Source organism: Pontibacter silvestris (assembly GCF_020907275.1).
In the GTDB taxonomy this organism is placed as follows: Bacteria; Bacteroidota; Bacteroidia; order Cytophagales; family Hymenobacteraceae; genus Pontibacter; species Pontibacter silvestris.
Window position 1 is genome coordinate 82776 of the sequence record NZ_JAJJWI010000004.1, and the last position, 20594, is coordinate 103369.

The 20594-nt window shown below is 44.3% G+C and carries 14 protein-coding genes, 1 tRNA gene and 1 riboswitch; of the genes, 7 read left to right on the top strand and 8 right to left on the bottom strand.

What is annotated here, in order from left to right; genetic code table 11:
• The first annotated feature begins 126 nt into the window (after positions 1-126).
• Positions 127-1473, top strand: coding sequence for an IS110 family RNA-guided transposase (locus LN995_RS04905; RefSeq protein WP_229958950.1), 1347 nt, complete (start codon positions 127-129; stop codon positions 1471-1473).
• 402 nt (positions 1474-1875) lie between these two features.
• Here LN995_RS04905 and LN995_RS04910 read toward each other — a convergent pair whose 3' ends face one another.
• The 5 genes from LN995_RS04910 to LN995_RS04930 all read right to left on the bottom strand — a co-directional run bounded on the left by LN995_RS04910 (position 1876) and on the right by LN995_RS04930 (position 8335).
• Positions 1876-2967 (bottom strand): acyltransferase family protein, encoded by a 1092-nt coding sequence (locus LN995_RS04910; RefSeq protein WP_229958952.1) that lies wholly within the window; start codon positions 2965-2967, stop codon positions 1876-1878.
• Between the two features lie 513 nt (positions 2968-3480).
• Entirely contained in the window at positions 3481-3951 is a 471-nt protein-coding gene (locus LN995_RS04915; RefSeq protein ID WP_229958954.1) for a hypothetical protein, read from the bottom strand.
• A gap of 105 nt (positions 3952-4056) precedes the next feature.
• On the bottom strand, positions 4057-4509 hold the full coding sequence (locus tag LN995_RS04920; protein ID WP_229958956.1) for a hypothetical protein: 453 nt from the start codon (positions 4507-4509) through the stop codon (positions 4057-4059).
• Positions 4510-4623: 114 nt separating this feature from the next.
• Complete coding sequence (locus LN995_RS04925; protein WP_229958957.1) at positions 4624-7005, bottom strand: ribonucleoside-diphosphate reductase subunit alpha; 2382 nt, start codon at positions 7003-7005, stop codon at positions 4624-4626.
• A 370-nt stretch (positions 7006-7375) separates the two neighbouring features.
• Positions 7376-8335, bottom strand: a complete 960-nt coding sequence (locus tag LN995_RS04930) for a ribonucleoside-diphosphate reductase small subunit (protein WP_229958958.1) — start codon at positions 8333-8335, stop codon at positions 7376-7378.
• 649 nt (positions 8336-8984) lie between these two features.
• Between LN995_RS04930 and rplU the strand changes: the two genes are divergently transcribed.
• Positions 8985-9296 (top strand): 50S ribosomal protein L21, encoded by a 312-nt coding sequence (gene rplU / locus LN995_RS04935; protein WP_229958960.1) that lies wholly within the window; start codon positions 8985-8987, stop codon positions 9294-9296.
• 71 nt (positions 9297-9367) lie between these two features.
• Positions 9368-9637: a 50S ribosomal protein L27 gene (gene rpmA, locus LN995_RS04940; protein WP_229958963.1), complete on the top strand. Its 270-nt coding sequence runs from the start codon at positions 9368-9370 to the stop codon at positions 9635-9637.
• A gap of 195 nt (positions 9638-9832) precedes the next feature.
• On the opposite strand, the gene LN995_RS04945 is transcribed toward rpmA, so the two are convergent.
• A complete protein-coding gene (locus tag LN995_RS04945) occupies positions 9833-10429 on the bottom strand; it encodes a hypothetical protein (RefSeq protein ID WP_229958965.1) in 597 nt (198 codons plus the stop codon).
• 223 nt (positions 10430-10652) lie between these two features.
• Positions 10653-10760, top strand: a riboswitch (SAM riboswitch).
• A gap of 73 nt (positions 10761-10833) precedes the next feature.
• Here LN995_RS04945 and metH point away from each other — a divergent pair.
• Both metH and metF read left to right on the top strand, forming a co-directional pair.
• Positions 10834-14547 (top strand): methionine synthase, encoded by a 3714-nt coding sequence (gene metH, locus LN995_RS04950; RefSeq protein ID WP_229958967.1) that lies wholly within the window; start codon positions 10834-10836, stop codon positions 14545-14547.
• A 138-nt stretch (positions 14548-14685) separates the two neighbouring features.
• A complete protein-coding gene (metF, locus tag LN995_RS04955) occupies positions 14686-15639 on the top strand; it encodes a methylenetetrahydrofolate reductase [NAD(P)H] (RefSeq protein WP_229958969.1) in 954 nt (317 codons plus the stop codon).
• 52 nt (positions 15640-15691) lie between these two features.
• Here the strand turns inward: metF and LN995_RS04960 are convergent, their stop codons facing one another.
• Complete coding sequence (locus LN995_RS04960; protein WP_229958971.1) at positions 15692-16459, bottom strand: cyclase family protein; 768 nt, start codon at positions 16457-16459, stop codon at positions 15692-15694.
• A gap of 802 nt (positions 16460-17261) precedes the next feature.
• Positions 17262-18389: a radical SAM family heme chaperone HemW gene (gene hemW, locus LN995_RS04965; protein ID WP_229958973.1), complete on the bottom strand. Its 1128-nt coding sequence runs from the start codon at positions 18387-18389 to the stop codon at positions 17262-17264.
• A gap of 162 nt (positions 18390-18551) precedes the next feature.
• On the opposite strand from hemW, the gene LN995_RS04970 reads away from it, so the two are divergent.
• Positions 18552-20327 (top strand): BamA/TamA family outer membrane protein, encoded by a 1776-nt coding sequence (locus LN995_RS04970; RefSeq protein ID WP_229958975.1) that lies wholly within the window; start codon positions 18552-18554, stop codon positions 20325-20327.
• Positions 20328-20410: 83 nt separating this feature from the next.
• Positions 20411-20483, top strand: a tRNA-Met gene (locus LN995_RS04975).
• Positions 20484-20594 lie beyond the last annotated feature (111 nt).

Below are 20594 nucleotides of genomic sequence, written 5' to 3' on the forward strand. Positions count from 1 at the left end.
TGAACTCTACCAGTAGTGTGGTTCTGCTGCCCCATTTGGTTTCAAACTGGGCGATAGAGCCCGCATAGAAGAGCTGACTGGGCGGCAGGCAATGGCTTTTGTATTTATCCCAAAACATTAAAGCCTATGAAAAAGCAAACCACTACAAGAGAGAGTGCTATCAACATGCCGCTGGTCAACCCGAACGCGGCAGGTATTGATGTGGGAGACACCATTCACGCCGTTGCCGTACCCGAGGGCAGGGATACGCTGCAGGTCAGGTCCTTTGGGACGATGACCTGTGACCTGGAGGCCATCGCCGCCTGGCTGCTCGAGTGCGGGGTAGACACGGTGGCCATGGAGAGCACTGGCGTATACTGGAGACCCTTGTTCAACCTGCTCACCCAGCATGGACTGGAGGTGTATTTGGTCAATGCCAAACAGGTTAAAAACGTGAGCGGCAGGAAGAACGATGAGGATGATGCGCGCTGGATTCAGAAGCTGCACAGTTGCGGTCTGCTCCGCAGCAGCTATTTGCCCGACGACCAGCAGGAGGCGCTGCGCACGCTGGTTCGCCACCGCAGAACGCTCACCCAGGATAGAGGCAGATGCGTGCTGAGGATGCAGAAGGCCTTGGAGCTGATGAACGTGAAGGTGCACACGCTGTTGCGTGACATCACTGGCAAGAGCGGCCTTGCCATCATTGAGGCCATCCTGCGTGGGGAGAGGACAGCGGAGAACTTCCTTGCCTGCGTCCACTTTAAGGTGAAGGCCGACAGGGCAATCATCCTCAAATCCTTACAGGGCAACTGGCGGCCAGAGCAGCTTTACCTGCTGGAGGACTGTTACATGAGTTATAAGTACCTGACTGAACGCATAGCCTCGTGCGATGTGGCCATTGAACACCAGCTGGAGTTCTACAACAGGGAAATCCGCCCTGAAGCGGCGCCTGAGTATGAGGCCGTCTCTGCTAAGAAGGCCAACAGGAACAAGCCATCGTTCAACACCTGCTCCTACCTGAAAAAAGTGCTGGGAGTGGACGTGATGGCCATTTACGGCATCAGTGACATTGCCGCACTGGAGATTCTCTCTGAAACCGGCACAGACATGAGCAAGTGGGAAACGGCTAAGCACTTTGCCAGCTGGCTGAACCTGTGTCCCAACAACAAAGTATCAGGAGGGAAGCTTATCAGCAGTACCCTGATGAAAAAGAAGCCAAACCCAGCCAGCCAAGCTTTCCGTAACGCCGCCAATGCCGTGCAGCGAAGCGACAACTGGCTCGGTGACTACTTCAGGCGGATGAAAGCAAAGGGTGGTAACAAGTATGCCACTGTGGCCACGGCTAATAAGATTGCTACTATTTACTACAAAATGGTATCTTGCCAGCAGGAGTTTAGCCCTGTTGAACTGACTGCTTATCAGAACAAGTACAAGCAGGCGAAGATCTTATACCTAGAGCGGAGGCTCTTTGAATTAAAAAAGGAAGCCGCTTAGTGGAGTTATATAGAAGTCTCTGGTAACTTCGTTAGCGCAAATAGGCAGCGCTTAAAGTTCTGAGTCCTTCCCTTGAAATGTATTTATCAGACACAGCCTAGTTTAATATTGCTGTCTGAAAAGAAGTATCTTCCTACTAATAACTATGCTTAAACTCTTTACTATGAGAAGTACTATTTGGGTGAGTTAGGAAGAGGCTGTGCAGCTAAATGTAGGTGTATAAAACAGTTTAATAAGCAGCGATGGGTTTAGTGAAGCAACGCCTTTGTTAAATGTCTTGCAAACGAAATGAACTTTAGCCGTTGTTCTAACAGGTTCCGCAGTTCTATAACATGGCCACCAAAGTTCTTCTGCTGCTGTTGAGACAGATTCTTTCGCCTCTGAATCTTAATTTTAGCTTACTTATACAGCTGCTCTTGCCGGAGTAGGTGTGGCCGCTTTTTGATAAACAAAATACTTCTTTAAGCTCAGGAACGGCTTTTCGATAAATCTCCAGGAAAGCCAGGGCACCAGGAAGAGCAGGCTGACATTTGCAAAAACATAGAACAGATAGTTATCGGCCAAAGAAGAAATGTATGGTTTCATGTATTTAGCAAAGGCCCATACTATATAAGGCAAGGAAATGTGGTACAGGTAAAGCCCATAGCTGATTTTGCCCATAAATAACAGCAGCTTGTTATTGAACAGGAAAGAAAACCCTATTTCGTTTGTCTGGCTTTTATACATCAGATAAGTTATAACCCACAAAGCAATTACCGATACAAGCGTACGAATGGGCATAGGAACACCTATGGCACCAGATAATCTGCCTGCTAGCAACAATGCACTTAAAATAACGAGCAGATGCAGAACCTTATAGGTTTTGTTGAGCAAATGGGGCCTATAAACCATTACCCACGACAACAGTGCTCCTAAGCCAAAGGCATCAAAGCATGTGTAGGTTGGGAGATAGCCATATTCAAAATCATTTATGAAAAATTGGCTTGTGGTGCCTATCAGGATAAAAGCCAGTATAGCATGTAATAAGTATTTTTTGTTGATGTACAGAATAACCCAGGGCCACAGGAGGTAAAACTGCTCCTCAACGGCCAGAGACCAGCATTGGGCGGTTAAGTCTCCGAAATACTTTAAGTTATAAAAATGGAAATTAATGGTAAAGGTAGAAAGGTAAATAAGTTCAGAGTCGGTTTTGGGGTCTACATTGCTGCCAAAAAGATACAGCATAAAAACCATTAAGAAGTAAATAGGCAGTATGCGTAGTGCCCTTCTGAAGAAGAAATTTTTAAAAACTGTTAGCTTCGAGATACCTGATTCTTCCGCTTCATTTCTGTGTTCAAATAATATCCTTGTAATCAGAAAGCCGCTCAGTACAAAGAAAATATTTACACCAACAAACCCGCTGTACTGTATGTAAGGGATCGGTAGCCAATGTGTGAGTATGACAAGAATAGCAGCTATTGCTCTGACGGTATCGAGTTGCTTTATGTAAAGCATAACGGTAAGGTTACAGGTTTTTAAGCTAATCTATTTCGCTGGCTATTACTCCTTATTTGCTGCTGATCTGCTTTGATGTAAGCCTGATCAGTCAAAGAACAGGTGGCCGTGTTTATGTTAGGTGCTCATACTGGATTTTCAGGAACTTTGTTTTTGCGATACTGTAAGTATTTTCCCTGCTTTTAGCGGCCATACTTGTAATGTTACTATACTTCAACAACAGTTTCATAAGCTTTTACTACGACAGGAAAGCTTGTTTAGGCAAGGCCGTATGAAAGGATAACTGTAAGGGGCAGAACTGAGGGAGGCCTACCTGATAAGCCTCTGGAGCTAACAGGTCGTTTCTCACCAGCAACCGCTTCTGCGGTTGATCACGTGAATGTGACGCAGGTTTATAGTTTGAGACTTTTTCTTTAGCGTTTAGCTGAGGCCTATGCAAACACTTAATGCTACAGCTATCTTCTAAAGTCCCTTCTGCCGTTGTTGTGTGTTTTCACCAACAACGGCGGTGAATTATGCAACAGAAAGCATATCTAATTTGTCTGCCTTCAACAACTGATCAAATAGCTTGATAAATTGAGCTTCTGTTTTGACATGTGTTGTAGCTTGAGTATAAATGGGATAGTCATAACATGTTTGTAGGGAAGGAGTAACTTTGTCTGGTTGATCTGAGCAAATAATTAGACTTGTTTTAGGCCTATTAAAGTTATTCTTAATAAGTTTCTGTAGATGGGGTTCCGTTTTAAAGGAATTCCCTATTGTGATTACCTTGTCACATGTTTTAAGCTGACGTTGTAATTCTAAAAAGTTTGCTGATAATACATTGTTTTCCGCGATAGCTGCTTCTTTTCTTGCAGGATTATCATAAATCATCACAGGACTTGTGTTAAATATTTCTTTATTTAGTTTGACGGTTTCAAATGCTTTTTTTGAGTATTTATATGAACCATGTATATGAGCTATTTTAAAGTTGAAGTTCTTCAAAAGCCTCTCGTTGAATTGTCCATGTATAAATCCATCTTTAATAAGAAATTGCCTTTTAGAGTTGATTTCACAATAGTATGTTAATAGGCTATCAATTATACCATCTTAATTTGTAGTACACAAATAGAAGTCACTCACATTATTTTTCTTTAATGTGAGGCTAAAAGCTTTTCCAAAATTTGGTAGAACACTACTTATATTTGAGTAGCCTTTTTCTATTTCGAACTTTGTGAATTGCTCCCCAGTTTTTTGCATTTCTTGTTTGATGCGTGAAGCAAACATAGCTGTTGTGTTAGCTAGATCAATATCTGACTTACCAATGAATTTATTGTAAACTTTTTGAAAGCCTTCTACAGCTTCAAACAACTCCTCCCCTCTCTTAGTAGGAATATAATTGTTAAATGGAGATAAGAGAGGTTCAAACCTATACCATAGATTATTAAGTCTTTCTATTTCCTTATCTAGAGGCTTCTCGTCTTTTGTATAAGTCTTCAGTGGCTTAACTATGTCTGCTAACATATAGTTAAATCCACTTCCTACGAAGAGAACTATTTTCATTAGTTGTAAATTAGAACTTGTTCTTTTAATTTTATTAATTTAATAACATAGGATGTATGAATAGTCGGCAAAATAAAGGGAGAACTATAACCAGCTCTCCCTTTATGAGTTACCTTACGATCCGCAAGCTTCGCAAGCGTCTGGGTTATCCAGTGAGCAACTCATGTCGCTGCGGTTCTGATCCTGCTCCTGGTAGACTGGCGATAGGGTTTCGGCGGCTTGTTTCTCTACCGTAAACTTGATCGCATCAACAGCAGACTTGGTGCGCAGGTAGTACATACCTGTTTTCAGGCCCTTCTTCCAGCTATAGAAGTGCATCGAAGTCAGCTTGCCGAAGTTCACGTTTTGAACGTGCAGGTTCAGCGACTGGCTCTGGCAGATGAAAGCACCGCGGTCGGCACTCATATCAATTACCGTACGCTGGCTGATCTCCCACACAGTTTTATACAGGTCTTTGATGTGCTGCGGAATGTTCGGGATATCCTGTACCGAACCGTTGGCAGCAATAATGTCCTGCTTCATTCTGTCGTTCCAGATGCCCAGTGCAATCAGGTCTTTCAACAGGTGCTTGTTAACCACCATAAACTCACCTGAAAGTACGCGGCGCACATAAATGTTAGACGTATAAGGCTCGAATGATTCGTTGTTGCCTAATATCTGCGCAGTAGAAGCCGTAGGCATTGGAGCTAATAATAAGGAGTTGCGCACACCATGCTCCATCACCTCCTGGCGCAGCTCTTCCCAGTCCCAGCGGCCGCTGTCTGGCGTTACACCCCACAGGTCGAACTGGAATTTGCCTTCTGATAACGGAGAGCCTTTAAACGTTTCGTAGTGGCCTTGCTTCTTTGCCAGGTCTTTCGAAGCCGTCATGGCTGCAAAGTAAATCGTCTCAAAGATGTCTTTGTTCAGGCCACGTGCCTCGTCGCTTTCGAACGGCATGCGCAGGTGAATAAAGGTGTCGGCTAAACCTTGCACACCTAACCCAATCGGGCGGTGACGTATGTTAGAATTACGAGCCTCCTCTACCGGGTAGTAGTTAATATCGATAACCTTGTTCAGGTTTTTAGTAACGTGGTAAGTTACATCAAACAGCTTCTGATGGTCGAATACCTTATGGCCGTTCTCTTCTTTTACATAACGAGGCAATGCTAGCGATGCCAGGTTGCAAACCGCTACCTCGTCTGCGCTGGTGTACTCCATAATCTCGGTACACAGGTTAGAGCTCTTGATGGTACCCAGGTTCTGCTGGTTGCTCTTGCCGTTAGCAGCATCTTTGTAAAGCATGTAAGGCGTACCAGTCTCAATCTGCGACTCCAGTACGGCAAACCATAGGTCCTGTGCTTTTACTGTTTTGCGGGCACGGCCCTCGCGCTCATACTTCTCGTACAGACGCTCAAAGTCTTTGCCCCAGCAGTCGGCCAGGCCAGGTGCTTCGTGCGGACAGAACAGACTCCATTCACCGTTCTCTTCCACGCGCTTCATAAACAAGTCTGGTGTCCAGAGGGCGTAGAACAAGTCACGGGCACGGTTTTCTTCTTTACCGTGGTTCTTTCTTAAGTCAAGGAAGTCGAAGATATCAGAATGCCATGGCTCCAGATAGATAGCGAAAGCGCCTTTACGCTTACCGCCGCCCTGGTCTACATAGCGGGCTGTGTCGTTAAACACCTTCAGCATAGGTATGATACCATTCGATGTGCCGTTGGTGCCTTTAATGTAAGAACCTGTCGCACGCACATTATGGATGCTCAGGCCGATGCCGCCAGCGCTTTGCGAAATCTGAGCGCATTGCTTCAGCGTATCGTAAATGCCTGGTATGCTATCGTCTTTCATGGTAAGCAGGAAGCAGGAAGAAAGCTGTGGCTTAGGAGTACCGGCATTAAATAATGTTGGCGTGGCGTGTGTAAACCATTTTTCAGACATGAGATTATAAGTCTCAATGGCAGATTCGATGTCTTCTTTATGGATACCCACGGCAACACGCATCAACATATGCTGCGGACGCTCTATTACCTTACCATTCAGGCGCAGCAGGTAAGAACGTTCCAATGTTTTATAACCAAAGTAATCGTAATTATAGTCGCGGTCGTAAATAATGGTAGAGTCCAGCAAGGCGGCGTTCTTGCGGATAACTTCATACACATCTTTCGCTAAAAGCGAAGCATTCTCTCCTGTTTTAGGGTCCTCATAAGTATAGAGGCGTTTCATGGTATTAGAGAACGACTTGCTCGTAACCTTGTGCAGGCTCGAAATAGCGATTCGTGCAGCCAGCACAGCATAATCAGGGTGTTTAGTGGTAAGCGAAGCCGCTGTTTCTGCAGCTAGGTTATCCAGTTCTACGGTAGTCACACCATCGTAAATACCATCAATCACCTTTTTGGCCACCTCAATCGGCGACACATAATCCATATGCAAACCGTAGCACAGCTTTTCGATGCGTGCTGTAATCTTATCGAATTTGACGGATTCGCGTCTGCCGTCTCGTTTTACTACTAACATAGGCGTATACATTTAGCGGGTGTCAAGGGCCCGGGTTGTTTATTTAAGTTTATATATGATAAACCTCTGCCGATGCAGGAGGTGGAAATACTTTAGGTGAAGAATACATCAGCCCATACGTATATAGCAGTACAAGCCGTTGTAGTACAATAGATTATGAGTTAAGCCAAATGCTTTTTTTCTATATAGTAAGGCGGAAGTGCCTCTATTGGTGGCTTTATGGCCATCTTTAGTTCCTGCGGTTTAGCGGTCAACTCTATTGCTTCAACAGCCGCCCGGAAAATTTGTTTGTTGAGTTCAGGTGGGAAAGATGAAGATGCTCGCCCACCTGAATCTATAACTGATACAAATATAGTAGTAATTTTATATGCTAAAAGTCTTCGTCCAGCGAGAAAACGTTTTTGTCTTTGTCGCCCAGCACTCCTGCTTTTTGATAGTCTCCCACGCGCTTCTCGAAGAAGTTGGTTTTGCCTTGCAGCGAGATCATCTCCATAAAGTCGAACGGATTGGCAGAGCCATAGATTTTATGGCAGCCAAGCTCTCCTAATAAGCGGTCAGCCACAAACTCAATGTACTGGCTCATTAGCTTTGCGTTCATACCTATAAGGTCTACTGGCAGTGCATCTGTCACAAACTCCTGCTCAATGCTTACCGCATCTTTTATAATTTCGACTACACGTTCCTGCGGCAATTTATTCTGTAGCATTGAGTACAGCAGACAAGCAAAATCACAGTGTAAGCCTTCGTCGCGGCTGATAAGTTCGTTGGAGAAAGTAAGACCAGGCATCAGGCCACGCTTCTTCAGCCAGAAAATAGAGCAGAAAGAACCAGAGAAGAATATCCCTTCCACGGCAGCAAAGGCAATCAGGCGCTCTGCAAAGTTTTCGCTCTCAATCCAGCGTAGTGCCCACTCTCCTTTTCGACCTACAGCAGGTACTGTTTCCAAGGCATTAAACAGGTGGTCTTTTTCAGACTGCTTCTTTACATAAGTGTCTATCAGCAGAGAGTATGTTTCTGAATGAATGTTTTCCATCATAATCTGGAAGCCATAGAAGCATCGTGCTTCCGGTATTTGCACCTCATTCATGAAGTTTACAGCTAAGTTCTCGTTAACGATACCATCAGAGGCAGCGAAAAAAGCAAGCACATGGCTGATAAAGTGACGCTCCCCGTCATTCAGGTTCTCCCAGTCCTTTAGGTCCTGGCCCAAGTCAATCTCCTCGGCTGTCCAGAAACTGGCTTCAGCTTTCTTGTACATTTGCCATACTTCGTCATGCTGAATTGGGAACAAGACGAATCTGTTCGGGTTTTCTTTAAGTATTGGCTCCATAAGCACGTAGCATTTATAGTTAAAGGGCTGAACAAAAGCATGTTGTGTAGGCCCTGAATTTCGAAAGAGTATAGCGGCTACCAGAATAGTGGTTCACCGAATATTTTGAATTCAAATATAGAAATTAGAACTCGATTTTCGGTTTTAAAGTTGTTCAAGTTATACACACCGCTTAAAATCTATGTTAATATGTTGGTTGTCTGTATATTAGTTTTGTGTTAACATTGTTATCCACATTGTGGATAACCTATATAATTGCATGAAAATATTCTTGTATGGCTATAAAGGAGAGTTAAAGTGAGGGGTGTCGGGTTGCGTTAAGCTTATGGTAAATAATAGGCGGGCCTGGAGAGGAGTTACGGTGATGTGCAGTGTTTTGTAATTATTTAGTGCAGGAGAAACTGTTGATTATTTTGTTTTTTTGTGGATAAGATGGATTTGGTTTATTGGTTGTAAATGCTTGATATGTAGATTGTAATAAACATTTTTAACAGATGTGTGAAAATGTGTTAGGGTTTTAAACATCGTTTTCCACAAAAATGTGAATAACGATGTGGTTAATCAGAATTTATTAAGGGACAATGGTTTGCATGTTTAAAATAAAGTCAGTAATTTTGCGGACTAAATCTAAAAATATACATTGAAGCTGATGTACGCAATTGTAGAAATCGCAGGTCAACAGACCAAAGTAGAGAGCGGTAAGTTCATCTACGCTAACAAGCTTTCCGGCAATGAAGGTGACGCCGTAGAGTTCACCAATGTTCTTCTTACTGATGACAATGGAACCATCACTGTTGGTGCTCCGTTTGTAAATGGTGTTAAGGTAACTGGAAAAATCCTTACCAGCACTGTAAAAGGCGACAAAGTAATCGTCTTCAAAAAGAAGAGAAGAAAAGGATATCGCAAGAAGAATGGCCACCGCCAGCAATTCACGAAGGTCCTGATCGAGAGCATTGGTTAAGCAGTAAGAAGAAATTAATCGTTGAATCTTTTCAGGCATAGTTCTCTATCCTGAGTTAAATAGTTAAGAAAATGGCACACAAAAAAGGAGCTGGTAGTTCGAACAACGGTCGTGAGTCGCACTCTAAACGACTTGGTGTTAAAATTTACGGTGGCCAGGATATCATCGCTGGTAACATCATTGTAAGACAAAGAGGTACTGCGCACCACGCGGGAACAAACGTAGGTATTGGTAAAGACCATACCCTGTTTGCTTTAACTGACGGTGTAGTAGAATTCAAAAAAGGCAGAAAGAACCGTTCTTACGTTTCTGTACTTCCTAAAGTAGAAGCCGAAGCCTAAGTCATTTTGCTGTTGATTACAGCAGCAGGAACAGTAAAATAGAGAGATGCAGCACATGTATCCCTCTATTTTTTTGCATATAGTGGTATCATCTTCTGCCGGGTATTTTCTGCTCCCGCTTTAGATTCCTTTCAGGCTTGTGAGGCTAACAAAGTGCTCTGAAAAGAAAGTTTATAAGCCGGTCTGCTTTGTTGATTACTTAATAGTCTGTTGCTTGCCTACGCGGCCACCTTTAATATAAGTATTAAGAGAGATGGCAATTCCTGCCAGGTTGAACAGGTGAGCCAGTACCAGGCTATGGTTAGATAAAGAGATACTAAATAAGGCTAATATAAGCCCTGACAGCCACATCAGCCCATATTTAGCAGGTGATGTGGCTTTTGTAGGTAAGGTGTAGTTTGTGCGGAACCCTACTAAATGAAGGAGTTTAGGAGCCTCTGCTATCAAAAGGATGAGGTTAAGTAGCAGGAAGAAAGTAAGTACATAAGGAGTGCCTCTCCACTGCAAGGATATGGTTATGACTAAAGTGCTCAAGACTATAGGAAGTAGTGTAATGGAGCCTAGAGCGCGGTAACGAAGCGTCAGCAATATAAACCCAACTATTACCTGAGAATAGGCAATAAAGCGGGCAAACAAGCCAAGGTTGTACTCCGACAGCCGTTCCTCCAGCCAAGGTGGCCCCATTACACCAGGAAACTTATGCTCAAAATAAAGCTTTGCCATACCAGCCGTAAAAAATATGATTCCTAGAAACACGCTGATGCCGTTCAGGAAAAATGTCTTAAAGTTCATTGCAATAGCTTTTGATAGATGTTCTGTCACTTATCAAGTTACCTGTTTTAATGTAATAATAGAGATAAGATATATCAATAAACCTGCTTTGCAGAATACTTGCCAAGGTAAATAGCTTTCTAAGCCGAGTTGCTTAACCCGTATATTCCATAGCTGAAGTTGCAGAGTTACAATTAAACGAAACAAAATTTCATATACTGCATATATCTTTTTAACTTGCAACTTCTTATCAAGAAAGACTGAGGGACAGGGCCCAAAGACGTCTTAGCAACCTTGGGTAATGCCTAGGTGCTAACTCCCTCCTGGTAACCACAGCCAGGGAAGATAAGAAAGTCCATCCTACCCTTGGGTGTGTCTCTCTTGATAAGCGAAAGCAGATGATTTAAGAGAAGAAGACACTGTACATGAAAAATAATCCTATTTACAAGTTGCTGAAAGAGCGTGTTTTAGTGCTGGATGGTGCTATGGGTACCATGATTCAGCGGTACAAGCTGGAAGAAAGCGACTTTAGAGGAGAGCGTTTCAAGAACCATCCTACCGATCTAAAAGGAAACAACGACCTTTTATCTATCACACGTCCGGACATCATCAAGGCCATTCACCTGGAGTACCTGCAGGCTGGGGCAGATATTGTAGAAACGAATACCTTTAGTGGGACCAGCATAGCCATGGCCGATTACCAGATGGAAGACCTGGTGTATGAGCTAAACTATGAATCGGCAAGGCTGGCGCGCGAGGCGGCATCAGAAGTAACAGCACAGCAACCTGATAAACCTCGTTTTGTAGCAGGTGCTATCGGGCCAACCAACCGAACAGCTTCTCTTTCTCCGGATGTTAATAACCCTGGCTACCGCGCCATTACCTTCGACCAGTTAGTAGAGGCTTATTATGAGCAGGTACGTGGCCTGGTAGATGGTGGGGCTGATCTGCTTTTGATAGAAACTGTCTTCGATACACTGAATTGTAAAGCCGCTTTGTTTGCTGTGCAGCAGTACGTGGAAGATGGCGGTAAGGAGTTGCCTATTATGGTGTCAGGAACAATAACAGATGCCAGTGGCCGTACTTTATCAGGCCAGACAGTAGAGGCCTTCTGGAACTCCATTTCGCACGCCTCTATTATTAGTATAGGCTTTAACTGCGCCTTAGGTGCCCGCCAGTTAAAGACGCATATACAGGAATTGTCCCGCATAGCCGATGTGCATATAAGTGCTTATCCAAATGCAGGTTTACCCAATGCCTTTGGCGAATATGATGAAACTGCCCAGGAAATGGGTGCTGTGGTAGAAGAGTACCTTAAAGAAGGGCTGATAAATATATTAGGCGGCTGCTGCGGTACTACGCCGCCGCACATTGCCAGAATTGCTGAATTAGCTGCCAATTATAAGCCACGCGCTGTTCCAGAGCTTGCTCCTCTGCCACGCTATAGTGGCTTAGAACCACTTACCATTACCCCGGAAACGCTGTTTGTAAACGTTGGGGAACGCGCCAACGTGACAGGCTCCAAGAAATTTGCCCGCCTTATTGTAGAAGGTAAGTTTGAAGAAGCCTTATCTGTCGTGCAACAGCAGGTAGAGGGTGGAGCCCAGATTATAGACGTGAACATGGACGAAGGTATGCTGGACTCTGAAGAGGCCATGACTAACTTTCTGAACCTGATTGCCTCTGAGCCAGATATCGCAAAGCTGCCCATTATGATCGACTCTTCTAAGTGGAGTGTGTTGGAGGCAGGTTTGAAATGTGTACAGGGTAAGTCTATTGTTAACTCCATCAGCTTAAAAGAAGGCGAAGAAAACTTTAAGAAGCAGGCCCGCAAAGTGCGCCAGTATGGTGCCGCTGCGGTCGTAATGGCTTTCGATGAGCAGGGTCAGGCTGATACCTTAGAGCGTAGGGTTGAAATTTGCGGGCGAGCCTACCGCATCCTGACAGAGGAAGTTGGCTTTCCGCCGCAAGACATTATTTTTGACCCGAACATATTAGCCATCGCCACTGGTATAGAAGAGCATAATAACTATGCTGTAGAGTATCTGGAGTCGGTGAAGTGGATAAAGCAAAATCTGCCACATGCTCTGGTAAGTGGTGGTGTGAGTAACCTGTCGTTCTCTTTCCGGGGCAATGACCTGGTGCGGGAGGCAATGCACACGGTATTTCTGTACTATGCTGTGCAGGCGGGTATGGATATGGGTATTGTAAATGCCGGTATGTTGGGTATTTATGAAGAGGTGCCGAAGGAACTGCGGGATCTGATCGAGGATGTTATCTTCAATCGCCACCCAGATGCTACGGAGCGCCTTGTAACATATGCCGAAACCATCAAGGGTAAAGGTAAAACAGCCACGAAAGAGGATACTGCCTGGCGTGATGCTCCTGTAGAAGAACGCCTGAAGCATGCACTGGTAAAAGGTATTGTAGAGTTTATTGATCAAGATACCGAAGAAGCCCGTCAGAAGGCAGACAAGACTCTGCACGTGATTGAAGGGCCATTGATGGCTGGGATGACTGTGGTGGGAGACTTGTTTGGCGCTGGTAAAATGTTCCTGCCGCAGGTAGTAAAGAGTGCGCGTGTAATGAAGAAGTCCGTGGCTTACCTGCTGCCTTTTATGGAGCAGGAGAAGCTGGAATCAGATACAAGCTCCAAGTCAACGGCAGGTACTATTCTAATGGCTACTGTAAAAGGTGACGTGCACGACATTGGTAAAAATATTGTGGGTGTGGTACTGGCCTGCAATAATTATGAGGTAATAGACCTGGGCGTGATGGTGCCTTTGGATAAAATATTAGCGGAGGCAGAAGCACAGAAAGTAGATATCATTGGCTTGAGCGGTCTTATTACTCCGTCACTGGATGAGATGGTGTATGTAGCGCAGGAGATGGAGCGCAGAAGTATGAAGATACCACTGCTGATTGGTGGAGCTACAACATCTAGAGTGCATACTGCCGTAAAAATAGCGCCGCAGTACAGCGGGCCGGTGGTGCACGTGCACGATGCCTCCCGTAGTGTTACAGTGGTCGGCAGCCTGCTGGGCAGCAACCGCGATGAGTATGTAGCAGAAATCAAAGAACAATACGAGAAGCTTCGCACAGACCACTACGGTCGCACGAAAGATCGTGCTTTTGCAAAAATAGAAGAGGCTCGTGCCAATAAATTTAAGGTAGACTGGTCTGGCACAAACCCGGTTAAACCAAGCTTCCTGGGCAATAAAGTGTTCAATAATTATCCTTTAGCGGAGATTGTACCATACATCGACTGGACTCCTTTCTTTCATACCTGGGAGTTAAAACGCCAGTATCCAAAGATCCTGGATGATCCGGAGTTAGGAACGGAAGCACGTAAACTGTTTGCTGATGCACAGGAAATGCTGCAGCAAATTGTAGATAAAGCTTTGCTGGAAGCTCGTGCTGTTGTCGGTTTTTATCCTGCCAATACCGAAGACGATGATACCATTGTCGTGTATAAGGACGATGCCCGGAAAGAAGTGCTTACCGAGTTCCATACGCTGCGGCAACAAGGTAAGAAAGGCGATAAAGTACCAAACATGGCTTTCTCTGACTTTATCGCTCCTAAAGATACAGGCATTCAGGATTACATAGGAGGCTTTGCAGTATCAGCAGGCTTTGGTATTGAGAAGCTGTTGGAGCAGTACGAGGCCGAGCACGACGATTACCGTTCTATTATGGTAAAGGCGTTGGCCGATCGTTTAGCCGAAGCATTTGCGGAGTTAATGCATGCGAAGGTACGAAAGGAACTGTGGGGATATGCGCCAGAGGAGAGTCTGGAGAATGCTGACCTGATAAAAGAGCAGTATCAGGGTATTCGTCCTGCGCCTGGTTACCCAGGTTGCCCGGATCACACGGAAAAGATCACGCTGTTTAATTTGCTAAAAGCTGATGAACAGGCAGGAATCATTCTGACAGAAAACCTGGCCATGTATCCAGCCTCTTCGGTAAGTGGTTTGTACTTCTCGCACCCAGAGTCGCGTTACTTTGGCTTGGGCAAAATTGGCGAAGATCAGGTAGCTGACATTGCACGTCGTAAAGGTATGCCGCAGGAGGAACTGGAGCGATGGTTATCGCCTAACCTGAACTATGATCCGCAGCCTGTAGCGCAGCAAGCAGTATAAATAAAGACAGTAGGTTTTAAACATCAGATTTCCCTTTAGCAGTACTAGGTACAGAATTCTTGATGTTTAGGAACAGGAAAACAAAATGCCTAAATCTAGTGCTTAACATTTAACAGAAGCATCACCCTAAAACGATACATGAAAGTTACGGAGCATTTTAACAACGCAAATAAGACCTTATTTACTTTTGAGATACTACCACCTCTGAAAGGTGAAAATATGCGGACGCTTTTCGATCACATAGATCCGTTGATGGAGTTTAAGCCACCTTTTATTGATGTGACATATCATCGTGAAGAGTATGTGTACAAGCAGCGAGGCAATGGCCTGTTAGAAAAAATCACGACACGCAAACGCCCGGGTACGGTAGGAATCTGTGCTGCTATCCAGAACCACTATAAAGTAGATACAGTGCCGCACCTGATCTGTGGTGGCTTTAGCAAAGAGGAAACTGAAAATGCGCTTATTGATCTGCACTTTTTAGGTATTGATAATGTGCTGGTGCTGCGGGGAGATTGTGTAAAGAGCGAAGCACGTTTTGTGCCTGAGCCAGGAGGGCATGCTTATGCTACTGACCTGCTGGAGCAGGTGGTTAATATGAACAATGGCTGCTACTTAGATGATGAGCAAGCCAGTAACAACAGTACAGACTTTTGTATAGGCGTTGCAGGTTACCCGGAGAAGCATTCGGAGGCCCCTAACTTAAAAGCAGACCTGCGCTGGCTGAAGAAAAAAATAGAGTTAGGTGCGGATTATATTGTAACGCAAATGTTCTTCGATAATCAGAAGTACTTTGACTTTGTGAACCTTTGTCGTGCAGAGGGTATCAATGTGCCTATTATCCCAGGTTTGAAGCCGATAACCACAAAAAATCAGCTTACTGTATTACCAAGTATATTTCATATTGATATACCTGCTGACCTGGCAGATGCTGTAGATGCTTGTACTGATAACAAAGCCGCTGCACAAGTCGGGGTAGAGTGGGCCATCAAACAGTCTAAAGAACTCATGGAGTTTGGTGTACCGTGTCTGCATTACTATTCAATGGGTAAGTCTGGCTCTGTAAGAAAGGTAGCTGAAGCATTGTTTTAGAACTATAATTTGTACTAAATATTGAGAGCCGTAGCTGTACCAGTTGCGGCTCTCAATATTTTTTAAGCCTGTAGAGTACAGGCTTACTCGGGCTTACATCAAGCTCTAAACTGGCTATTTGGATATTCAACAGGTACAGGCCATCTTCTATTGCATCAGGTACATAAATAAGTTCTGTAATAGTCGCGTTTCGACGGGTGTTGTGCGGGTATTGCCAGAAGGCGTGGTGTGCCAGTAGCTTTCCATCGTCCTGCTCCCGGTCAACGGAGGGTAAATCCAGCAGTAGGTGCTCTGTCCCCTGCTCTGCCAGTAAACTTGCAATGCGATGATCTATATAAGGAGGATTGGTTCCAGAATAGTGGCGGCTGAGCTTTGAGTTAGTGTTAGGCAAGGTGCGAAGTATAAGGGCTTCTGGCATTTCTTCTTGATGAAGTTGCTTTTCTACATCTTCCAGCGTAATTACCTCATCTCCGTTAGCCTGCTTCTGTGGCGCTACTGTTATCAACTTTGCCGCGAACATAAAGCGGTGCAGGCAGTTATTAATGGTCGCATCTGTATCTGTTGAAATATGTCCATAGCACTCAGTGTGGGTGCCATTACCATGCGGCGTTAGATGTACTCGTTTATAGTTTGTGCTGCCTCCCGCTGCCACGCTGCCTACAAAATCACCTACACGTACTACATTAAACACGGCTGGCTCAGCCCAAAAGCACTCCGGTTGTAGCTGCCCATCGTGCAATGGCATAGAAATATCCAACGGCTCCAGCGGATTAAAGGTGTACGTTTGGTTTTGGTAGGTAACAGAGGCTGTGCTGATCATACATTATACTTTTTGGCAAGTATAAGGAAAATGCTCAAATATATTCCTCCTGCTGCAAGAGAGGCACAACCTAAAGGGCTAGGCATATAACCTGTATTAGTAGGTTGCTTTAAGAGTATGCCTTATAACAATAGATGCTACAGGTGATTTACGCAGAAAAGTTAAGTGGTGCAATGGGAACTGAACTACTACAGGTTGAATAAACCGTCAGGTTTATGAATAATATCAATGGTGGAAGATAATAAAATGGCTTTTTTTAGAAACTGAAACAGGGCTTTAAACTCGATTTTGAAGTTACTTTGGGGTGGTTTTTTTACTGAGAAATTTGTCTTTGAACAGTTGTTAGGCTGTTGAGGACTTCAGAAGGGGCTGTTCTAAATGTTACCTTTTCTTGTTTTAATTCCTTTTCTGAGAACTCAGCCTGGTTTATTTTCAGGTATTAATTAATATTCCCAACTTTTAGTGATGGTTATGGCAGAGGTATTTACTTGTATTGTGCTTTTGTTGGATGTGTTATTCCTCGGTTACATCTTATACGTAGTTTGTAAAATAGGGTTCAGAAAGTTTAAAGAATACAAAAGCTACCTAAAAGAGCAGCAGCGGCGAATCTATCTAAGGAATATAGAAATGAACAAAAGCCTAGCTTAAGCATCGCCTGCATGCGGCTATAAACAAGTTCGTTCTGCTTTTTGGTACAACATACAGCCTCGTTTAACTCCTTCGGCAACAGTAAATTTTTATAGACAAATGCATAGAAGTAGCTTTCCTTGCCCCAATAGCTGCTTCTTGTGCAGCGAAAGATTTAACCAACAAACAGATCCAGCGTAATCTGGTCAGCCAGTAGCTTGCCTTTATCGGTTAGGTACAGTACTTCTTCCTTTATAGTAGCTAAGCCTTTATGTTGTAGTTCTTGTAGGTAACTGGCGTGCGTTATGCTTAGGTCTAGGTTATTATCGAGTCGAAGCTTGTTCAAATCGCAACCCCAGGTAGTACGGAGGCTGGTTAGCAGGTAATCATTAGCTTGGTCAGCGGGAGTTAATGTTTCCAGCTCAAAGGGAACCTCGTTTTGCCGCAGGGCATCAATGTACTTCTTGTTGTTTGCTATGTTATGTTGCCTGGAGTTGCCGTTAAAAGAGTGCGCACTCGGGCCTACACCTAAATAGTGCACACCGCGCCAGTAGTTGCTGTTATGTTTAGATTCGTGGTCGGGCTGGCAGAAGTTGGAAATCTCGTACTGCACAAAACCATGTTGCTGCATCTGTTTTAATAATATTTCGAACTGCTGTGCTGTAAACTCATCTTCGGCGGGTTTAAAAGCGCCTTTCTTACTCCAGCGTCCAAACACGGTATCGGGTTCTATAGTTAAAGCATAGCAGGAAACATGCTGCACTCCCAAAGAGAACAGTGTCTGAAGGTCTTGCTGCCATATATTGTGGTCAGGGGCAGGTATGCCATAGATCAAATCTACGGTGATATTATTGAAACCAGCAATTTGGGCATCCTGCACACAACGGAGGCTTTCTTCTGCGGAGTGAGCCCGGTTCATGAGGCGCAGGTGTGGCTCATGAAATGACTGTAACCCAATGCTCAGGCGGTTTACTCCTGCTTTCCGCAATTCCTGCAGTTTAGCTGGCGTTAGGTCATCCGGGTTGGCTTCTAAGGTAATTTCAGCATCATCCGAAACTATAAATAACTCTTTTACTGTTGCCAACAGCAGTTGGAGCTCATGTTGGTTTAGCAAAGAAGGAGTGCCTCCTCCAAAGTAAATGGTATGTACAGGTTGGTCTTGCAGGTAGCCTTTGCGCAGTTCTAGCTCCTGAATAATAGCTTGCACCATTTCCTCTTTAAGCCCCATAGAGGTGCTGAAGTGGAAATCGCAGTAGTAGCAAGCTTTCTTGCAGAATGGTATATGGAGGTAAATGCCAGCCAAAGTAGTAAATTAAGTTATGGTAGAAGCCGTTTAAGGTACAGGCTATAAAAAATTTAGTTATGGTTCAGGTATCTTTGCCTGCAGACTCAGTTTTAACATTCAAGCTGATGAGCTGTATAGCTTTTATCTAACAATAAATTACCCGCAACAGATTCCTTACAAATGTATAAAATCGCTGCCTTAGTTCTGTGCTTACTTTTGTGGCTGCCACTTGTGCAGGCGCAGGAAAAAGCACAGGTGCAAACGGCTCCTCCGGTACAGGCAAAGGTGGCTGTCAGAGTTTATACATCTAAAACTGATAAGCAGGTGCTCCGGCAGTATAACTACCACTCTGTGCTTCCTGACTCTACGGAGGCTCGGGAGGAAGTAAAGGCGCTGGTATATAAGCTACAACAGAATGCTTTTTTATTAGCCTCTGCAGACAGCATGTATCTGCGCCGCGACACGCTCCACGTGAAACTACATATAGGACAACAGTTTGAGTGGGCGCAACTGCGGAATGGTAACTTAAGCGAGGGAGTGTTGATAGAGTCAGGGTTCCGGGAGAAGTTTTACCATAATACTCCTTTCAAACCAGCAGAGTATGTGCGTTTACAGGAGCGGATATTAAATTATGCTGAAAACAACGGTTATCCGTTTGCCTCGGTTTGGCTCGATTCCATCCAAATAAAGGATAATAAAATAGAAGCGGCACTGATGGTGGAGAAAGCCTTTGTCGTGACCTATGATTCGTTAGAGATAATGGGAGGTAGCAAAACAAAGGCTAAATTTTTAATGCGCTATTTACAGCTATTTCCGGGGCGGCCATACAACCACGAACAGGTGCTGGCATCGCAGCAGATGCTAACTACGTTGCCTTATATTAAAGTAACACGTCCGCCGCAGGTGCGCTTTGCCCGCGATAAGGCTCGTGTATATTATTTTTTAGAAGACAGGCAGGCTAACCAGTTGGATGGTATAATCGGCTTTCTCCCCGACCCTTCCCGTAGCGACAATAAATTACTTATAACAGGAGAGGCAAATTTAAATATCAGGAACATTAGTGGCACAGGCAAAAGCCTGGGTATACAGTGGCGGCGCGTAAACAAGGGTTCAGTTATATTGAACGGAACATACCAGCACCCGAACCTGTTTGGTACTCCTTTCGAATTAGGGGGCAACTTCAGTTTGCTTAAACAGGATTCGTCGTTCATTACAGTACAGCCTAGGCTACAGTTCAGCTACAATACTTTGAGGTACGGCAAGTTTAGCGTCTTTAGTGAATGGCGTAATTCCCGTGTACTTTCAGCGGCAAATGCACAGAGCCTGCAAAATCTTGGTCTGGCCGATGCCCGCACCACAACTTATGGCTTTAGTTACCTCTGGAACAACCTGGACGATTTTTATTTCCCCCGCAGAGGACGGCGTGTGGAGCTGCAGTTAGCTGCAGGCACAAAAAAGCTGTTACGCAATCCTAACCTGGATAAAAGTTTCTACGATACTTTGCAGATGAACACAACGCAGTTAAGTTTGGCGGCACGGTTAGAAAACTTCTTTCGCCTTGGAAAGAACAGTGCCTTATTAGCAAGGCTTAGCGCAGAAGCTTTACTTAATGATCAGATCTTCCTCAACGACATGTATCGCTTAGGAGGACTTGCTTCTTTACGAGGATTTGATGAATACTTCTTCTATGCCTCTTCTTATGCGGTGGGTACCTTAGAGTATCGCTTATTTACGGCAGAAGATTCTTACGTGCTGTTGTTTTATGACCAGGGCTACTACCGAAGTGATTTAGAAACATTATTTGTACAGGAAATGCCTTTCGGTGTAGGAGGCGGCATCAGCTTTAGTACAGGAGCAGGTATATTTCAGCTAGTGTATTCATTAGGTAAGTCTGAACAACAGCCACTATCATTTAAATATTCTAAGATTCATTTTGGAATAACCAGTAAATTTTAGAAAATACAACCTTTTTTAAGGTTTTTTGTATACTAAGCTTGCATGGTAAATATTAATAGTATACTTTTGCATCATAATAACAGTGCGGGATGGAGCAGTTGGTAGCTCGTTGGGCTCATAACCCAAAGGTCACAGGTTCGAGTCCTGTTCCCGCTACCTCAGATTAAGATAAACCCTTGTAAACGATAGTTTGCAAGGGTTTATTGGCTTTATAGGGCGACCCTATCTTCTTTTCCAACTGTAAGTTTTCTTAGGAGAAATATCTGC